We start from the raw sequence: 18384 nt of genomic DNA, 5'->3' as shown, positions 1-18384 counted from the left end.
TTATATAATTTTTAAACATTTTTCTAAACTATCTTTATAATTCGGTACGACAACTCCAAAAGTATCTTTTATTTTAGTTTTATCCAATAAAGAATATTGAGGGCGTTTTGCTGGTGTAGGATAATTGGAAGAGGAGATTCCGCTAACCTCACAATCAAAATTTCCTAATTCTTTAATTGCTAATGCAAATTCATACCAACTGATCTCTCCCTCATTAGAAAAATTATAAATACCTGCCTGCCAATCAGCATTTACCAATATTGTCATGATAGCCTGAGCCAAATCTGCGGCATAAGTTGGGCTTCCTATCTGATCATTTACAACATTTAAGCTATCTCTTTCTTGCATTAATCGGGACATCGTTTTTACAAAATTATTTCCAAAACTGGAATATACCCAAGAAGTCCTGATTATGATTGAATTTGGATTTTCTTGTAAACAAGCCTTTTCTCCTTCCAACTTAGTCATACCATAAACATTAATAGGATTCGTTGAGGCAGTTTCAGTCAATGCAGTAGCTGCAGTACCGTCAAAAACATAATCCGTAGAAACATGAATCAATTTACAGTCATTGATCTGACTCCATTTTGCAAACACTGCAACTGCCTGGTGGTTTAAAACATCTGACAGTTCTCGCTCAGACTCTGCCCTGTCCACAGCAGTATGAGCAGCACAATTAATAATAAACTGAGGACTTATAGTGCCTAATTTAGTTTCTAAAGCTCCTAAATTACTCAAATCCAGTTCTTCTCTATCAGTAAAAACCCATTCAAACTGAGTATGCGTTTTTGACAATACAGCTAATTCAGAGCCCAATTGTCCTTTAGCGCCCGTAACTAAAATTTTTTCTTTATTATTCAAAACTCCAATCTATTTCATTAAAACTAGGCAAAATCAAATCCTTTTCTGATACAATAATCTCTTTAGAATCTAATTGCCAATCTATGGCAAGAGTCGGGTCATCATAACGAATTCCTCTCTCACTTTCTTTATGGTACAGTTGATCTACTTTATACATTACTGAGGCCGTTTCACTTAAAACCGAAAAACCATGAGCAAAGCCATGAGGTACCATTAATTGTTTTTTATTATCCGCACTCAAAACCACACTGAAATGCTGCCCATAAGTAGGTGAATTTTTTCGCAAGTCTACTGCTACATCCAGGATTTCTCCTTCTAAAACGCGAACCAATTTAGCTTGCGCAAAAGGATTAATTTGTAAATGTAATCCGCGAATTACACCACGCTTTGAAAATGATTGGTTGTCCTGAATAAATTGATATTTTATTCCATTTTCATGAAATTGAGCTTGGTTGTAGGCTTCGAAAAAGTATCCTCTTGAGTCTTCAAAAACTCTAGGAGTTATTATTACTAAATCTTGTATAACTGTTTTTTCAATAGTCATATTATAATTATTTTTTAAATGATTGAAATGTTTTTAATAAACCTTCTTCTGATTGTATTGGTAAAGGTTTACCCATTGCTGTTACAATTTTCCGATTACTAACCACATAATTCTCCGTTAATTTTTGTAAGCGTTCTGAGTTGAGTGGAAAATGCAAATAATCTCCTAGTTTAGCAACCCCTTTAACCAAAGAGGAGCTTATATTCCAAATGTTACTTTTTTTATTTAAACTCGTCCCAAGCAATTGAATCAATTGATTCGTTGACAAAGGCACATCATCTGAAACCTGATAGACTCCTGAAGGTATAGCGCTATTTTCTAATAATTCTTTAATAACAAAACAAAGGTTTTCAATGCTTAAAAAAGATCGCTTATTTTTGAAATCCCCAAGTGGCCATGGCAATCCTTTAGCAACTAATTGATACAATAAATTTAAATTCCCTTTATTACCAGGACCATGAATCATACAAGGTCTTAAAATATAAACCCGTTTACCCTCTGGGACTTCTTTGTTCAAAATGTACTGTTCAGCTTGCTGCTTTGCAATCCCATAATGAGTTTTGGGATCAGGTATTTCGTCTTCGCTTAATATTCCTTTAACTTCATCTGCCACCGCTTTTACCGTACTCATAAAAATAAAAATGGATGCCTCTGATACTATGAAAGCATCAAATAATTGCTTGGTCAATTCAAAATTAGCTTCGTAATAATCCTTTGGTTTGGAAACTTTTTTCAAATCGTGCGCTTTGCCAGCTAGGTGTATTACTATGTCTGCCTTAATATCAAATTGCTGATCATGTTCATAACGAACACTCATAGTTTCTATTTCATATGTAGCATTTAAATAGTTTTGAAGATTGTTACCTACAAATCCTGTGCCTCCTGTGATTATAATTTTCATTTATTTGAATTGAGATAAAGCCTCCTTATTTATTTATTTTAGTAAGAATCAAAAAACCATCCTAACTTATTAGCGTACGTTATGGTAGAGTTCAAAAAATATTTTATACATTTTTTTGGCTTTTATTCGCTCCTGTTTCATATTTGCGCACTACCGAATTTTTTGGATAGATTTTCAAAAATAAGCTTTGAGATTCTTGATATAAAAATCTCGACAATACTTAATTACTCATTAGACCTTTCCAATCTTCTTCTTCAGACTTTACAAAAATATCTAACAACCAACCTTCTACAGAACATTTATAATACATACTTTCTGTAACATCTGTAATTGGACTAGAAAAGAAACTTTTATCTAAAACAATATCATTTCTATCAATCACGTAAAAAACATCCGGAGAATAGAATGGATACTTTTTAACTTCCGCATTTGTAGTTATCATTTTCTTACCAGATCCAATAGCCTCAAATGTACGCATCGTCAATCCTTTTTGACCAGGATGATTGATATCTAAAATCACATTAGACATTTTGTAAAGATTTACAATTTCATCAGTGCTGAGACTATTAAAACTTAATTTTTTGTAATCAAATTCTTTAAAACTTTTATCAAATGATTTTTTATACCAATATACAGCTTTGCTATGCATATAATAAAAAGTAAAAGTTGTAAGTCCATTTGTAGAACACCAATTTGAAACTTCAGTACTAATCAAATAACGATCTGAATGTGCTGTTCCTAAAAACAAAAGATCATATTTTTCATTAGATACATTATTTTTTTTGAAGTTTTTATATTTATCTAAATAGAATAGCGGCCTAAAGCCAATATTATATTTTTCAGCATCTTCTAAATCAAAACTAAATCTTTTGTGAAAATATTTTAGTATTGTAGTGGGATGCGCATGGTTTGTAAAAGAATCCCAAGTAAAAAATATTAATTCACAATTAGGTTGCTGCTGCTTAAACTTTTTAAGAAATTCTACCGTGATTATCTCTCCTCTGTTAACAAATAAAAAATCAAAAGAAACACGCTCTGTATCCTTTAAAATACCATGATAGTATTCATCAATTTTTTTTTGATAAAGGCTTCTTTTTAGTCTAATTATTCCTTTGGTAAAATTATTATTAGAAGGTCTTTCATCATAATAAGTTACAATTGCACCATTTTCCTCCATTTTTTGCTTAATCTCTTTTTCAAGATTAAAAGTTTGAACGGAGAAAAACAATATTTTTTTACCTGAAATTTTATCTTTTAAGTTCATTATTTATACAACCCTTTTGCTTTCATTTCATCTATCGATTTTTGATAGTTATCCTTTTCTACCTCTTGAGTATTTACCCAGTTTGTAAACTCTTTTAATCCTGCCTCAAAAGAATACTTAGGTTCAAAACCTAATTTAGATTTAATTTTAGTTAAGTCAGCATAATTATGGCGAATATCTCCCAATCGGTAATTGCCACTGATCGTAAGTGGAACATCAACTCCATAATTTTTGATTAGATTAGTCGCAACGCTAATAACGTCTGTGGCAACTCCTGTACCTACATTAAAAACTTCTCCATCTGCGGTATCCTTTTCTATTCCTAAAATTGTTGCATCTACTACATCATTTATAAACACAAAATCACGTGTTTCTTTTCCGTCTTCAAAGATATTAATACCATTTCCATTTTTAATTTGAGTAGAAAAAATAGATAAAATTCCTGTATAAGGATTTTTTAAAGATTGTCCTGGTCCAAAAACATTTTGGTAACGGAATGCTACTGGTGCAATTCCCAATGTAGGGCAAACAGTCATAATCATCTGCTCTTGATTCTGCTTGGTAATTCCATAAACCGAAGAGGGATGAATTTTAGATTCCTCGTCTGTCCCTACTAATTTTAAAATTTCTGAACCTGAAAATTTAACCTCAAAATCACCACCATCCATAAACTCTGATGTACGGTGTTGTGGGTAAACACTTTCACCTCTTTCATTAATATACTTTCCCTCGCCATAAATGGATCGGGATGAAGCAATAACTACTTTCTTTACTTGGTGTTTTGTATTGGCCAGTAAGTCTAACATTATAGCGGTACCGTTAACATTTACGTCAATGTATTTTTGTATTTCGTACATGGACTGACCAGTCCCGGTTTCGGCTGCATAGTGCACAATGATATCTTGTCCTTCAATAGCTTTAATCCAGTCTTGTTTTGATGTTACAGTACCTTTTATAAACTTTACTTTATCTGCAATACTTTTATACAATGGAGAATGTTGTTCTGGATTATCTCCATGAATTTGTGGCGAAAGATTATCTAAGACCGTTATTTTATGTCCTTTGTTTATTAATTTTACGGCAAGATTACTTCCTATAAACCCTGCTCCTCCTGTTATTAATATATTTTTCATGTCCACGATATTTATATTTTTTCCCATTTTTGGGTTTCAAAATTATACTTTTTTATTGGTTTTGCTGGAGTTCCAACTGCAATTACATAATCAGGCAAATTTTTTGAAACTACTGAATTTGCTCCAACAATAGTTCCTTTACCTATTGTAACTCCTGGCAAAACAGAAACAAATTCACCTAGCCATACATTGTCTTTGATAACAACTGGCTTAGAGAATAATGTTCTTTCTGCTGGTATTGAATCTGGATTACTATCATTTGTGTTTCCAGAATAACTGCCGTGTGAACAATCAGAAATATAAATTTTACTTGCCATAAGCACGTTGTTTCCTATTACAACACTTTCCATTGCTGTAATATGAACATAGTCATTCATTTGCACATTTTTTCCAATAAATAAAACTTTACGTTTATCTTTTGGATATGCTTCAATTCTACATCCAAAACCGGTTGTAAAACCTCGTCCAATTTTGATATAGTTTTTATTTCTAATATCAAAAGGTAATCTAATCAATCTGGCATGTCTAAAAAATAATTTAGTATAAATTACCGATACTAGCAATTTTGAAAAACCAAAAATACCATACTTTCCCATTATCCTAAATCTTTATAAAATTCTTTTGTATCATCATAAGTTTTCTGCCAACTAAAAGAATTAGCTTTTTCAAATCCCATCTCTATAGATTCTCTAACTAAAGTTTCGCTTGAAGAAATTTCTTTTATTTTTTCAGCAATCAACACCGCACTTGCGTCGGTTAATGCTAAATAAGAATTCCCTATAACTTCAGGTATTGATGATGTGTTTACAGCTATTACCGGGCATCCTGCTTTTTGAGCTTCTACTATCGGTATTCCAAAACCTTCATATAAAGATGGATACAACAGGACTTTTGCACTGTTATAAAAAAAATTCAAATTTATCGCTGTAACACCGGTAATACATTTAAAACCTACATTTCTCAGTTTCAGCTTTAAATAAGATTCCTCTTCAATATCTAAAACTCCTCCTCCAATCATAACAAGTGGAATTTTAGCTATTGAACAAGCTTCAACAGCAACATTAAAATTCTTATGCAGTGATTTTCTATCTCCTACATAAATCGCATAGCTTCCCTCTTCAAACGGGGATATAAAATCAAGTTTAGAATTTAAACCAAGAGGCTTAAAAGACTCATCTACACCATTATATATTACACGAATTTTGCTTTTATCAAAATTTGGAAGAAATTTAAGCAAATCATTTTTAGTATTATTCGAAATACAAATAACTCCTTTTGAGCCATTTATTGCATTGTATTTTTGCCAGGAATGTACTTTTTGTTTAATACCTTTTCTAAAATACTCGTAAGTAAAATCATGAACCGTAGTTACGTTTGTTGCATTTTTAGATGTATCAAGTCGATAATGAGAAGAATGAAATAAGTGTTTTTCATTCATTTGGCTCTCAATGTCTAAATACCTTTTTAAAGCTAAAAAGCGTGAATTACATTCTTTGATTATAGTAGTGTCAATATCTAATTCTTTTCTAAAAAGATTATCCGAAGCATTGTCAAATTCAATAATAGAAGATTCAAAATCACTATCTAAAAGCAATCTTTGAAGATGCTGCTGCCAAACTACAGATGCCCCTCCTGATTTTTGAAGCGAAAAAATAATATTATCAAGCAGTACTTTCATTCTTTGTTAGTTTACTAATTCTTCAAACAATGAAGTCCATTGTTTCATTATTACTTTTTCTGAAAACATTGATGAATTTACTTTTGCTTTTTTTCCAAATTCTTTTCGCATTGAATCATTTTCAATTAACATCGATGTTTTCTTAATGAATCCAGAGCTATCTTCCATCTTAATTAAGAAACCATCTTCACCATCAGTAATGATTTCATTTGGCCCACATTTACAATCTAACGAAACAATAGGTAATCCAAAATTTTGAGCTTCCAATAAAACCATCGGCAGACCTTCAAATCTGGATGTCATTAAATACAAAGAGCTATTTATATAATAATCATTTATTGCATTAGTTGACGAAACAAGATTGATTACATTCTCTAAATTCATCATTCTTATTTTATTCTTTAATTCTTTAGAATCACCGGTTCCTACAATTGTCAAACTCCAATCTGGGTGAATTTTAGATATTTCACTCCATAATTCGATTAATAGTTCCAGATTTTTTTGAAATGACAAACGACCTATTGCAAGAATTTTTTTATTTTCTAATGAGGAAACAATCTTATTATCACTATTTGTGACTGAATTGTATATAACTGAAATATTTTTATGATTCTTCCAACTTTGTTTATCTTGTTTGGTTAAAACAACGAAACGATCATATTTGGCAACTAACTTATCGTTAAAATTTGTCATATAAACATCGAGTAATCTCGTAATACCTTTACGATTTGCTAATAGTCGAAACTCTCTGCTAAAATGAATTTCAAGAACTTTTTTAGATCCGTCTTTTATCTTATAAAGAAAATTTACATCATTAGTAAACATTGAAATAACGATATCTGCTTTTAACTTGAATAGTATTTCTTTTAATTTATTTTTATGTTTTAAATATTTCCCAAATGACTTATAAATTCTCTTAAATGGATTAGAAATAACCGTTTCAGAATAATTGATGTCTAAATCTATACATTTAACACTTGGATTTATATCATAAAAATGAGGTCTTCCTCTTTGGCCCGTTGTTATGATGAAAATCTCATAATTTGGTAAACTTGATAAATAATTAACCTTATTAGAAAGTACACGTTCCATTCCTCCGGAATTGCAAGTACTATGAATACAATATATAATTTTCACTCTACTACTTTTATATCAACTACTAATTAATGATTATTTTATTGATTTTTTTTATAAAATATTAATCATTTGATAAGGAACAATTTCATTTATTCCTTTAATTAAAAAATATTCAAAAAACAGAAGTCCTATGAAAATAGAAATACTTGCGACTCCCAAATTAAACCATGATTTTTTATAATTTTTACATATTTCTACCATCATTAAGACATACAAAAAATCAAAACTGTCAACAAATCGATATAATATTACTAAATGGATAGCCATCATTTTTATGATTATAAGAAATAATGCACAGTTTCCGTAAAATTTTTGTACAAATTCATCTTGAAAAATTTTCTCTTTAAAAAAAACTACAATTAAAGGAGGTAAAATCTGCAATAAAAAACCTAATCCCGTCCCTAGTTCCTGTGAAGCAGAAAACTCATCCATATCTGCATAAACTGCATATTTTGAAGCTTCTACGAGAGGAAAAGTTAATAATTTACCTGCAATAATTGGAGAAAAAAACCAAAAGAAGATAAATATACAAATGCTTAAAATTCGAGGTATTTTAATTCGTATGAGTAATAAAATTAAAACACTAAAAATACAAGAGAAATGAAATAACGTTCCTAAAGAAATTAATAGTAAAAACTTTAATGTTGCTTTTTTATCATTTTCAAGTAGAACAGAAGTCGCATACAAAGAAATTGACACCGCAATAACCTGCCTAACAGCATTATAAGAATCCGAATAGAGCATCAAGAAAGAAAAAAAAACACCTAAAACTAATACCTCTTTATTAAAGCTTTTATATATAAAAGCAATAAAAATAAAAGATGATATTGCTAGTACCCAATTTAAGCCGCCATCAAAAATAGAAACCATATAGTTTATTAACCAAAAAAAAGGCTCTGTTTCAATTTCTTTACCATCAATAATATTATTATATATATTCTCGTAGCTAAAATAATCAGTTCCTATCCCATATCTAACCGAAGCAGGAATAATAAGAACAAGCATCGAACACATTTTAAAAAAATTTCCAATGGATTTATTTTCCATTATTACCCCCAAATAGGCAAATAATACAGAAAACAACAATAATGCATTATATAATATTATTGAACTAAACATACATAATTATTAAATAACATTATAAGAAAGCATTTCAGATTCTTTTTTGATTTTTTTAAATAAATAAATATCAATTTATAGTTTGCTTAAATTATTTTAAATATTTCAATATCAAAAAACAGATTTTTTTCACGAAACCTTTAAGCTTTGAAGAAGATTCCGGTATATCCTGTATTTTAAACAATTTTGCATTTGACGAAATTCTTTTATCATTAATCAAAGTATAAAAATCAAGGAATTTCCCTTTTAAAGATTTATTATAAACTAATGCATTTAAACATAAAACAAATGTTATTTCAAATAAACTTTTACTTAACCTTTTAGATTGTTCATCATTAAGTAAATTGTAATTAATCAAAAGTTCTTTTACCTTTTCATCCATCAAAAAATATTTTTGTGCAAAATCTTTTTTGTAAGATGTCATTGTACTACCATATCTTATCATGTAGTGATAAAAGACTTTTGTTTCAAAATAAAAAGATGGATTTGAAGCTAAAAATATTAAATTAAAAAGTTTGTCTTCATATAAAAAAACTCGTTCGCTTTCAAATCTTAGTTTCAATCTTTCAATTGATTCTCTTTTGAATATTTTATCGCAAGGTGAATTTGGCGAAAAAAACTGTATCGTTGGATTTAGTGCTTCATTAATAAGAAATTTTTGTGTAATAACTTCAGAAAGAGGCATTTTTGGTATTCCCTTAGTGCCACCTGGAAAATCAAAAACTAAATTACAGCATATTAAATCATACTTTTCATAATCGCTTTTTTCATAAAGAGACTGATACATGTCAGTTTCTATCCAATCATCACAATCCACAAAAGCAATATATTCACCCTTAGCTAAATCTATTCCTTTATTTCTTGTTAGGCCTTGCCCGATGTTTTTAACATTTCTAAGAATTGTTAAACGAGAGTCCATTTTTGCAAAATTCTGCAAAATTTCAAACGAACTGTCTGCTGAACAATCATCAATACAAATTATCTCAATATCTCGAAGTGTTTGATTAAGAACACTATCTAAACATCTCTTTAAATAATTCTCCGCATTAAAAACGGGTATAATAACCGAAATTTTCATTAATTCTCTTTTGGTTATTTAACAACTTGTCTTTTAAAGGCTTCAAGATATTTTTTTCCCCATTTTAAATCAGGCTCCATATAGTTACCTTCAGCCCATTCATTCCAGGATTTGATAAAAATTATTTTATTTTCATCATCTTTATCACGAACTAATTCTAATGCTTCTTTCACATGTTTTTCAAACAATTCCGGAGTAGATTCTGTCATCACCAATCCTTCACGCCCACTTCTTGGAGTATGATCCCAACCTGGAATAATACTAGGAAATACATTTGGCAGTACATCTTCTTCTTTAACTAAAAAAAATTTAGACATTATTTTATATGGAATAGCATAAGCTGCGGCATTTCCAATAAAAATTCTTTTTATTCGGCTAATCGCTTTTTCAATAAATGACCTATGGTTAATAATATAATTATTAAGTCGTGTTGTATTCACTGCATCTACACCTGTAACTATAACATCATTTAAGCTATTTCTAAGATCATTGTGATGCCCTACAAAATATATACCCGGTAAACCATTTTCAACCGCAAGCTTTTTCCATGTTTCCATAAAAACCTTGATTTCTTCTATCGCTAGAGGTTTATAAATCATAAATAAGGGTTGCTCATTTACGGTAATATACCTTTTATCTTTAAATGCCGGAAGAACTGCATAAAAATGATCTGTATAGTCTTCAACTCCGGGATATAGCTGTTCTATTAATATATTTCTATTCTTCAATCCATGATCAAAACCTTTCCATGTTTCGTTTGCCCAGGCTAAACAAAAAGGAAAATCAGGATCCCCAGAAGAGAGTACTTCATTAAATGGCCTTTCTATTAATCTTTTTCCGTTACCAAACCAATAATGCCAATAACAGAAACCTTCTACACCATATTCCTTTGCCATATCTGCCTGAGCTTTTCGAGTCTCTGGCACTCGCAAATCATAATATCCCAGATCTGCAGGTATTCTCGGTTGGTAATGACCCTTAAAAAATGATTTTGCTTTTCCAACATTTGTCCATTCCGTAAACCCCTTCCCCCACCATTGATCATTTTCAGGTATTGGATGATATTGAGGTAAATAAAACGCTATTACTCTTGCTTTTTTTTCTTCCATCAACTAATTTCTCTTATTATTCTGGCAGGATTACCTCCTACTATACTATTTTTAGGTATTGATTTCGTTACTACTGCATTTGCACCAACTATGCTGTTTTCTCCAATTGTTACGCCAGACAAAACAACAACACCCTCCCCTAACCAAACATTATCTTCAATTATTACCGGCCCTTTGCTGAATAATTTTCTCTGTGATGGTGGAAAAAGGATATCTTCTTTCGTAGCTTGTCCATGTGAATGATCTGTTATAAAAACCTTACTAGCTACTAGCACATTGTTTCCTAAAACTACACGATTTATAGCTCCAATGTGACAATCTTTCTGAATCGAAACATTATTTCCTATTATAATTTCCGGAGAAAATTTTTCTCCTAGAAATTCATCAATTGCATCTAATCTTAATCTCTGATCACAATCAAAATCAACTCCAATGGTAATATATTGTGAACCCCTTAAATATATTGGATACCTAACACTTACATTTACTGCTTTTCTGAAATTTTTTTTAATCCATAAAGAATATAATAAATTAAATTTATCCATAAATTTTAAAGAGCTCGAAAGAGAGAAAAAAAAGGAAACACAATTTATAAATATGTTTAATATTTTTTGTTTCATTAAAAAGCTGATTACTTAATTAGTTACTTTTAATTTTATTAAAAGAAGTTAAAATTCCATTTCGAAATCCTTTATACGAGGATCTTTCCAGCGATTGAATTCTACAAATTTCAGAAATTTGCTGAAGTTCAGTATCTGACTTAGTAATTATTTGAATTATTCCGTTACAAAAGTCTTTACTGTCTTTATATTTTGCTAAATATCCGGTATTCTCATTTATAATATCGCAAGCTGTTCCAATTTTAAATGCAACTGCAGGTGTACCACACATAAGAGCTTGATTAAGCATCATTGGTCCGGCATCTTGTATGCTAGGACTGAGAAAAACATCAGCCAAGGCATAATGTTCTGCTAATTGATCAAATGTAAGATGGCCTGTGTATTTTACTTCAAATTTATCTAAGCCTTCAACTTTATCTCCACTTCCGGCAACTAACAAAACTATATTTTTAATTAAATCCGGCCTTAATTCTGAAAGCAATTTCAAAGAGTCTAATAAATATTGAAACCCTTTGCGTGGGTCGTTAACACCTAATGCTCCAAAAAATAAAACTATCTTATTAGAATAATTAAACTTTTGTTTCAATAGTAATTTATCTCTTTGCTTAAATACATCTTCATCGACAATAGGATAAATTTTTTCCATATTTTTGAACAATCCTGATTTTGTTGCATGATTTATTTGCCATGAATTACCTAAAAAAACACAATTTAAATTACTTAATATTTCTTTTTTAAATAAAAAATTCTTTCTTGTGGTATCATTTTCATTATTTGAAGAGATCCCCGGGCATTTACCACATGAATTTTTCAATCTGTCACAGTCCCAGAAATAACTACATCCTCCTGTCATTGGAAACATATCAGCAGCAATTAACAATAAAGGCTTTTTAGTTTTTTTATATATTTCCTGTAACGTTTTTGAAGTTAACAATCCTTGCCAAAAAAAAATTAAAATAAAATCATATTCCTTATCTATTTTACTTACAATCCTTTTAGGATTTACCGGAGGATTTTCTTCATTAATTCCAAAAAAATAATATGGGAGCGTTTTTTTTTCTACAGACTTTATTATTTTCTTTTTAAAACTTTTAAATTTACTTTCTAAAATATTAAAATAACTATGAATTAATTTTTCATAATTACTATAGGCAGAATATATATTAAAAAACTCTTTTTTTACTGGATATTTTGACAAAATATCAACACAATAATGATCTTCAAGAGACTTAGTAACGTCCCAAATCATTTGTGAAGAATTATCATTAGATAAAAAACTGGTTATAATTAGAATATTTGGTTTTTTATTTATTCCAGATTCCATATGCCTTTTTATTAAATAAGGTACTCAATTGAAGTGGTCCGATCCATGAAATTAAAGCCGCCAGAATAATTTGCGACAAAACAACTCCATTTAAACCCCATCTCATACAAAAAAAAATAGTTAACGGGATATTTAATATCCCAACTGTTACTGAAGCAATTATTTGTAATCTAATTTTTCCAAATCCATATATTAAAGTAGAATGTAATGAATTCCACATATTAAAAATTTGCCAGATACCCATATATATGGTTAACTGAAGCGGTACTGTTACGCTTTTTCCAAACCATATTTTATAAGCAAATGGTGAACAAAAAACAAGTACAATAGTTCCAAAAAAGAACAGAGTAAATACTTTATATAATTTTTTTGTTTCCAATCGCATCCATGCCAAATCATTTAGCACTCTGGCCTCTATAAATGCGCTCCAAAAAGGAGCTAAAATAATACTAAAAAACATTCCTATAATTGAAACATATTTAAATGCCAGATTATAAATTGTAACATCCAGAGGACTTAATGATTTTGTTATTATAATATTATTTGTTTCATAATATATGATTGAAATAATCTGCAAAATAAAAAAATTCAATCCTAAGCTTAACAAACCTTTGGCATACTTAAACCTAACATATTTTAATTTTGGTGAGTATTTATTTAGCGAAGTTGAAAATAAATAAAGAGAAAAAACTAAAAGAACTGAGGTATTTACAAGCCCTATTAATAAACTAAGATTTATAATTGAACCTGAGCTTAATTTAGATAATACAAATATTCCGACTAAAATTAAGAATTGACTAATTACGTTTATCAGAGATGTTATTACCGGCCTATGAAGAGCTGATAAAATAGTATTAATCAATCCAAAAATAAACTGAAACGCAAAGGTTGAAAGAACAATTAGTATTATATGAAAAAAATCCTCGTTATTGATTCCCTTAACATTTAAGAATTTAGGCCAATCAACAAATCTGGAAAGTATAACTGATAAAAACCAAATGCCAAAAATTATTAATATTAAAATTGAATAAGTTGTACTTACATAAATTCTCGCTAGTTTTATTTTACCATGAGTGACGGCTTCAACAAATTTATTTTTAAGTCCATTTCCAAATCCAATATCAAAAAAGCTTAACCACCCAATGATAGAAGATATAGTGATCCATACCCCATATTGATAAGGTGAGATATAATTTATAGTTATTGGTACTATTAAAAGGCTAAGAAAAATACTTATTCCTTTTAATATTATAGAACCTATAACATTAGCTTGAATATTTTTTGATCGGTCTTCATTTTTAAAATAACGTAATAAAGATTCAATTTTTAAACTCACTTTATTTAAAATTATTCTTTATACATTGTACAATAGCATCCAAATCATTTTGCTCTAATTCAAAATAAAGTGGTAAACGAACTAAGCAATCTGTATAATGATCTGAGTTTAAAAGTTCTCTTTTATCATGTTTATCTTTATAGAATTCACTAGAATGCAAAGATAGGTAATGAAACACTGCATGGAAACCTTCTTCTTTAAGACTTTGTATTAACTTTTCACGCACGCTTCCATCTAAACATGTCAAATAAAACATATGCCCATTGTTTGTAGCAAACTCGGGCACAATTGGCAATTTAAAAGCATCTATTTCCAATTTACTAATCTCTGAAAAATAGTAAGACCAGAGCATGACTCTTTTTTGTTGTATAGAGTCTAAATTTTCAATTTGAGCCCAAAGAAAAGCTGCTATAATTTCAGAAGGTAAAAATGATGATCCAGTATCAACCCATCCATATTTATTTACTTCTCCTCTAAAAAACTCAGCTCTATTTGTTCCTTTCTCCCAAATTATTTCTGCTCTATGTATAAATCTTTCATCATTAATAGTTAACATTCCTCCTTCACCAGATATAATGTTTTTTGTTTCATGAAAGGAGAAAGCAGCCAGATGCCCAATAGATCCCAATGCCCGTTTAACACCATCTTTTCCAATATAGAAACTATCAATTGCTTGTGCTGCATCTTCAATAACTAGTAGGTTATATTTACTGGCAAGTTCCATGATCTTGTCCATATCACAAGAAGCACCTGCATAATGAACAGGCACGATTGCTCTTGTTTTATCAGTTATCAATACTTCAATTTTATCAGCATCAATATTTGGATTATCGCTATAGGAATCTGCGAAGACAATTTTTGCCCCCTGACGAATAAATGCAATCGCAGTAGAAACAAATGTAAAACTTGGCACAATTACTTCATCTCCTTCTTTAATGTCAGCTAAAATAGCAGCCATCTCTAGTGCATCTGTACAAGATGTTGTCAATAAACATTTTTTAAAACCATATTTAGATTCAAAAAAAGATTGACATTTTTGAGTATACTTACCATTTCCGGAAATTTTTCCAGAATTTACAGCATCATAAATATAGTGTGTTTCTTTACCTGTTAGATAAGGCTTATTAAATGGTATCATTCTCTTAATACTGTATAAATTAAATTATAATTTTATCTTACAAATTTCATTGGATTACCAACATATAACCCCGGTTTCTCAATACTTTTTATTACAACTGTCCCTCCGCCAATTTGTGTTTTTGCGATAATTTTTATATTATCAATAATTGTAGAATTAATTCCTAAAACACATTGTTCTTCAACATCTATAAAACCTGCTAAAGCCACTCTTGGAGAAAGAAAACAATGGTTTTGTATTCTTGTATCATGTGCTACAGTACATCCTATGTTAATTATTATATTATTTTCTATGACAACATTTGCATCAATACTGCATCTGGGATAAATGACACATCCAAAACCAATTTTTGAGCTTTTATCTAACCAGGAAGATGAATGTATAATTTTTCCAAATGGAATTTTTCCATCAAATCTCTCATACATTTTTTTTCTGATTTCTAAATGTTTATATCCTATACCAATAATTAATTCATCAAAACTCTTAAGCAAAAATTCTTTTTCAACACAATCAGAATTACCGGCTATTAAAAATCCATTTACTGTTTTACTAGTTGAAAAGTCATCAAAAAAGATTACTTTATCATAATGATTGTCAGAAATGGCATAATAAGCAATTTGCTGACCTAAGTCACCACAACCAATTATTGCAAGTGATTTCATTAAATATACTTTAAAATTTCATTAAGACTGCTGATTTTATAACTTGATTTCTGATAAAAATCATCACGATCTATTAATAAACTCTTGATACCTAATTGGCTTGCCGGCTCAATATCTAATTTCATCGAATCTCCAATATACAAGATCTCACTGGCATCATAACCAATTGTATCTAAAGCCTTCTGATAAAATCCAATTTTAGGCTTCGCAATTCCTAATTCTTCAGAAACAAGAATATCTTTAAAAACAGGGCCGAAAAATTGATTCAATTTATCTTTTAAGGTGCCATTAAAATTTGAAATTACTCCGATTGGAATTTCAATTTCGGTCAAAACTTTGGAGTCTTCAAATTTTTCCCAAGGTAAATAAGTACAGCTTTCAAAAATGGCTGACAATAATTCCTCTGTTGGAATAACACCTAATAAACGGAGAAGTTCGGCATTAAAATAATTATAAAATTCAACATCTGTTCTATCTGGGAAATGAATAATTTCTGACAACAATTTATGTTTATATTTTATTTCATCAAGCGAAATTATGTACCCAAAGGTATTTAAAGCCTCATTAATTTTCTGAAATAAAATTGGTTTCCCTAAAATAGTTCCAGAAACATCAAAGAAAATATATTTAATCATTATCTATTTAATATAAAACGTGTTGTGAAAATTTATTATTGAGATTATTTTCATCCTCAGCTTCAGGATAAACAACATCAAGCAAAATACGAGTCGCAATTCCTTTAATTGGTTTTGCTTCATCTGGTTTAATATCAAATAAATATTCTTGAACAGCATATTTAACATCTTGAAAACCTAAGTTATGCCGTATTGAATTTGTACCGGAAATTCTGCAATTTACTTCAAATGGAATTATTTCTCCAGTTATTGTAACTATAGATTGTAAATTGAAACTTCCCTTTAAACCTCCTAAGTCTATCATTTTTTGAATTATTATCCTCAAATCATTGTCATAATCGAATATAACTTTAGACTTAGAAGTAGTACCATTAGATAATTCCCTTTCCATTGTGAAAATAGAATGAAGAAAGTTTTCTTTTGTGACATAGACTGCAGTAGTAATTTCCTTCCCTTTTACCAAGGGTTGAATCATATACCCTTCTGGTAATTCTGAGGGATTCAAAGGATTTATCAAAATTCCTCTTGATCCTCTTCCTTCTCTTGGTTTTGCTATAATTTCCTTTTCAGAAAAATCATAGTCTTTTGGCAACCATGACTTTGCAAAAGGTATATTATGTTTGCTATGATGTAAAAAGGTTTCGTACTTATCTAAGTATATTTTTGCAATTTGATAGTCACTGACAACAACATTAGTTTTTAAAGCGCATTTGCTCAAAGCTAAATAATAAACTTCATAATCCGTAGAAGGTATAATTAAATCGATTTTTTCTTCTTCAACAATACTTTGAATAACTTTAATATAATTATCCTCATAAGAATAAGGAACTTGAAAAGTTTTATCACATAGGAAATTTCCCGAGGTAAAAATTGCAATATCAACTCCTACAATTATTACTTCCGGAAAACAATCTCTAATATTCCTTAGAATACCTTGTCCAACATTTCCACCAATCCCGGTAACTAATATTTTTTTTTCCATTCAATATATTTTTTTAATCTATCTTCTATTTCTATTTGAGATTTCCAATTTAAAAGATTTCTAGTATAATTATTATTGTAACAAAAAGATTTAGAATTATCTTCATTAACAAATTTAATTTTTCCTTTTGTATAGTTTAATATAATGTGTGCAATTTCTAAATTTGAATACTGTTTCTTAGAAACACCCAAAAGTATTTTGCCGTATAAGTTTTCTTTATTTTGTATTATTAAATCAATATATTGAATAACATCATCAACATGAACATAGTTTTGAAGTCTATCCCCTTTTCCCCATACTTCAATTATACCACCATTTAAAGCTTGATTTACATAATTAGGAATTAAAGTATTCTCTTTCATTCCTATTCCGAACATTGAAGATAATCGTAGGATTACTGTTTTTTTGTTGATTGAAGCTATTTTTTCACCCCATAATTTAGACAAGGAATAATTTGACTGAGGATTAATATTTGAAGTTTCTGTTATAAAGTCAAAATTGAAATCATATACAGATGTTGTAGATATGTATATTATAAAAGCATTGTTGAATTTATAAATTATTCTTTCTGTCAATGAAACATTTACATTAAATAAATTATCATTTGAAAGAGTAGTGGTTCCAGATTCAACAGCTGCATGACAAATGATAACTAAATCAAAATCTTGCTCTAATTTATCTAAATCGTTAGAGTTAAAGACTTGAATTTTACCTACGGTTTCCTCTTGAGTTCCTAATCCAAATACTTCATGCTTATCTAATTTTTCTATTAGATTTATACCTAAAAAACCTTTAATACCAGTAATTAGAATTTTCACTTATAAGCTATTAAAAATTAATTAAGAGCAGTAATATCAAAATAA

General features: G+C 29.4%; 19 protein-coding genes. All 19 read right to left on the bottom strand.

Annotated elements, in window-relative coordinates; all coding sequences use genetic code 11:
- Positions 1 to 861 (bottom strand): dTDP-4-dehydrorhamnose reductase, encoded by an 861-nt coding sequence (gene rfbD, locus ACNQF6_RS07795; protein ID WP_417964761.1) that lies wholly within the window; start codon positions 859 to 861, stop codon positions 1 to 3.
- Entirely contained in the window at positions 854 to 1405 is a 552-nt protein-coding gene (gene rfbC, locus ACNQF6_RS07790; protein ID WP_417964759.1) for a dTDP-4-dehydrorhamnose 3,5-epimerase, read from the bottom strand. Before rfbC ends, rfbD begins: the two co-directional genes overlap by 8 nt.
- A 7-nt stretch (positions 1406 to 1412) precedes the next feature.
- Positions 1413 to 2306, bottom strand: a complete 894-nt coding sequence (locus ACNQF6_RS07785; protein ID WP_417964757.1) for an NAD-dependent epimerase/dehydratase family protein — start codon at positions 2304 to 2306, stop codon at positions 1413 to 1415.
- A 220-nt stretch (positions 2307 to 2526) separates the two neighbouring features.
- Positions 2527 to 3570, bottom strand: coding sequence for a WaaS/CpsH family glycosyltransferase (locus ACNQF6_RS07780; protein WP_417964755.1), 1044 nt, complete (start codon positions 3568 to 3570; stop codon positions 2527 to 2529).
- On the bottom strand, positions 3570 to 4703 hold the full coding sequence (locus tag ACNQF6_RS07775) for an NAD-dependent epimerase/dehydratase family protein (protein ID WP_417964753.1): 1134 nt from the start codon (positions 4701 to 4703) through the stop codon (positions 3570 to 3572). Before ACNQF6_RS07775 ends, ACNQF6_RS07780 begins: the two co-directional genes overlap by 1 nt.
- An 11-nt stretch (positions 4704 to 4714) precedes the next feature.
- Positions 4715 to 5299: an LbetaH domain-containing protein gene (locus ACNQF6_RS07770; RefSeq protein ID WP_417964751.1), complete on the bottom strand. Its 585-nt coding sequence runs from the start codon at positions 5297 to 5299 to the stop codon at positions 4715 to 4717.
- On the bottom strand, positions 5299 to 6381 hold the full coding sequence (locus tag ACNQF6_RS07765) for a glycosyltransferase family 4 protein (RefSeq protein WP_417964749.1): 1083 nt from the start codon (positions 6379 to 6381) through the stop codon (positions 5299 to 5301). Before ACNQF6_RS07765 ends, ACNQF6_RS07770 begins: the two co-directional genes overlap by 1 nt.
- A 6-nt stretch (positions 6382 to 6387) precedes the next feature.
- On the bottom strand, positions 6388 to 7518 hold the full coding sequence (locus tag ACNQF6_RS07760) for a glycosyltransferase family 4 protein (protein WP_417964747.1): 1131 nt from the start codon (positions 7516 to 7518) through the stop codon (positions 6388 to 6390).
- Positions 7519 to 7569: 51 nt separating this feature from the next.
- A complete protein-coding gene (locus tag ACNQF6_RS07755) occupies positions 7570 to 8637 on the bottom strand; it encodes an EpsG family protein (RefSeq protein WP_417964746.1) in 1068 nt (355 codons plus the stop codon).
- Between the two features lie 91 nt (positions 8638 to 8728).
- Positions 8729 to 9715, bottom strand: a complete 987-nt coding sequence (locus tag ACNQF6_RS07750) for a glycosyltransferase family 2 protein (protein ID WP_417964744.1) — start codon at positions 9713 to 9715, stop codon at positions 8729 to 8731.
- 14 nt (positions 9716 to 9729) lie between these two features.
- On the bottom strand, positions 9730 to 10824 hold the full coding sequence (locus ACNQF6_RS07745; protein WP_282742999.1) for a glycosyltransferase WbsX family protein: 1095 nt from the start codon (positions 10822 to 10824) through the stop codon (positions 9730 to 9732).
- Positions 10824 to 11444 (bottom strand): DapH/DapD/GlmU-related protein, encoded by a 621-nt coding sequence (locus tag ACNQF6_RS07740; protein ID WP_417964742.1) that lies wholly within the window; start codon positions 11442 to 11444, stop codon positions 10824 to 10826. Before ACNQF6_RS07740 ends, ACNQF6_RS07745 begins: the two co-directional genes overlap by 1 nt.
- Positions 11445 to 11463: 19 nt before the next feature.
- Complete coding sequence (locus tag ACNQF6_RS07735; protein WP_417964740.1) at positions 11464 to 12768, bottom strand: glycosyltransferase; 1305 nt, start codon at positions 12766 to 12768, stop codon at positions 11464 to 11466.
- On the bottom strand, positions 12749 to 14104 hold the full coding sequence (locus ACNQF6_RS07730; protein ID WP_417964738.1) for a lipopolysaccharide biosynthesis protein: 1356 nt from the start codon (positions 14102 to 14104) through the stop codon (positions 12749 to 12751). The genes ACNQF6_RS07735 and ACNQF6_RS07730 overlap by 20 nt, the downstream gene beginning before the upstream one ends.
- A 1-nt stretch (position 14105) precedes the next feature.
- Complete coding sequence (gene rffA, locus ACNQF6_RS07725) at positions 14106 to 15242, bottom strand: dTDP-4-amino-4,6-dideoxygalactose transaminase (RefSeq protein WP_417964736.1); 1137 nt, start codon at positions 15240 to 15242, stop codon at positions 14106 to 14108.
- Positions 15243 to 15274: 32 nt separating this feature from the next.
- Positions 15275 to 15904: an acetyltransferase gene (locus ACNQF6_RS07720; protein WP_417964734.1), complete on the bottom strand. Its 630-nt coding sequence runs from the start codon at positions 15902 to 15904 to the stop codon at positions 15275 to 15277.
- Positions 15904 to 16539, bottom strand: a complete 636-nt coding sequence (locus ACNQF6_RS07715) for an HAD family hydrolase (protein ID WP_417964732.1) — start codon at positions 16537 to 16539, stop codon at positions 15904 to 15906. Before ACNQF6_RS07715 ends, ACNQF6_RS07720 begins: the two co-directional genes overlap by 1 nt.
- A gap of 7 nt (positions 16540 to 16546) precedes the next feature.
- On the bottom strand, positions 16547 to 17521 hold the full coding sequence (locus tag ACNQF6_RS07710) for an ATP-grasp domain-containing protein (RefSeq protein ID WP_417964730.1): 975 nt from the start codon (positions 17519 to 17521) through the stop codon (positions 16547 to 16549).
- The gene (locus tag ACNQF6_RS07705; RefSeq protein ID WP_417964728.1) at positions 17503 to 18339 is read right to left on the bottom strand and encodes an NAD-dependent epimerase/dehydratase family protein; all 837 of its coding nucleotides are present in this window, start codon (positions 18337 to 18339) and stop codon (positions 17503 to 17505) included. The genes ACNQF6_RS07710 and ACNQF6_RS07705 overlap by 19 nt, the downstream gene beginning before the upstream one ends.
- Between the last annotated feature and the right edge of the window lie 45 nt (positions 18340 to 18384).

The organism is Flavobacterium pasteuri (genome assembly GCF_048286615.1).
Classification (GTDB): Bacteria; Bacteroidota; Bacteroidia; order Flavobacteriales; family Flavobacteriaceae; genus Flavobacterium.
This window is presented reverse-complemented; position numbering and strand designations above follow the sequence as displayed.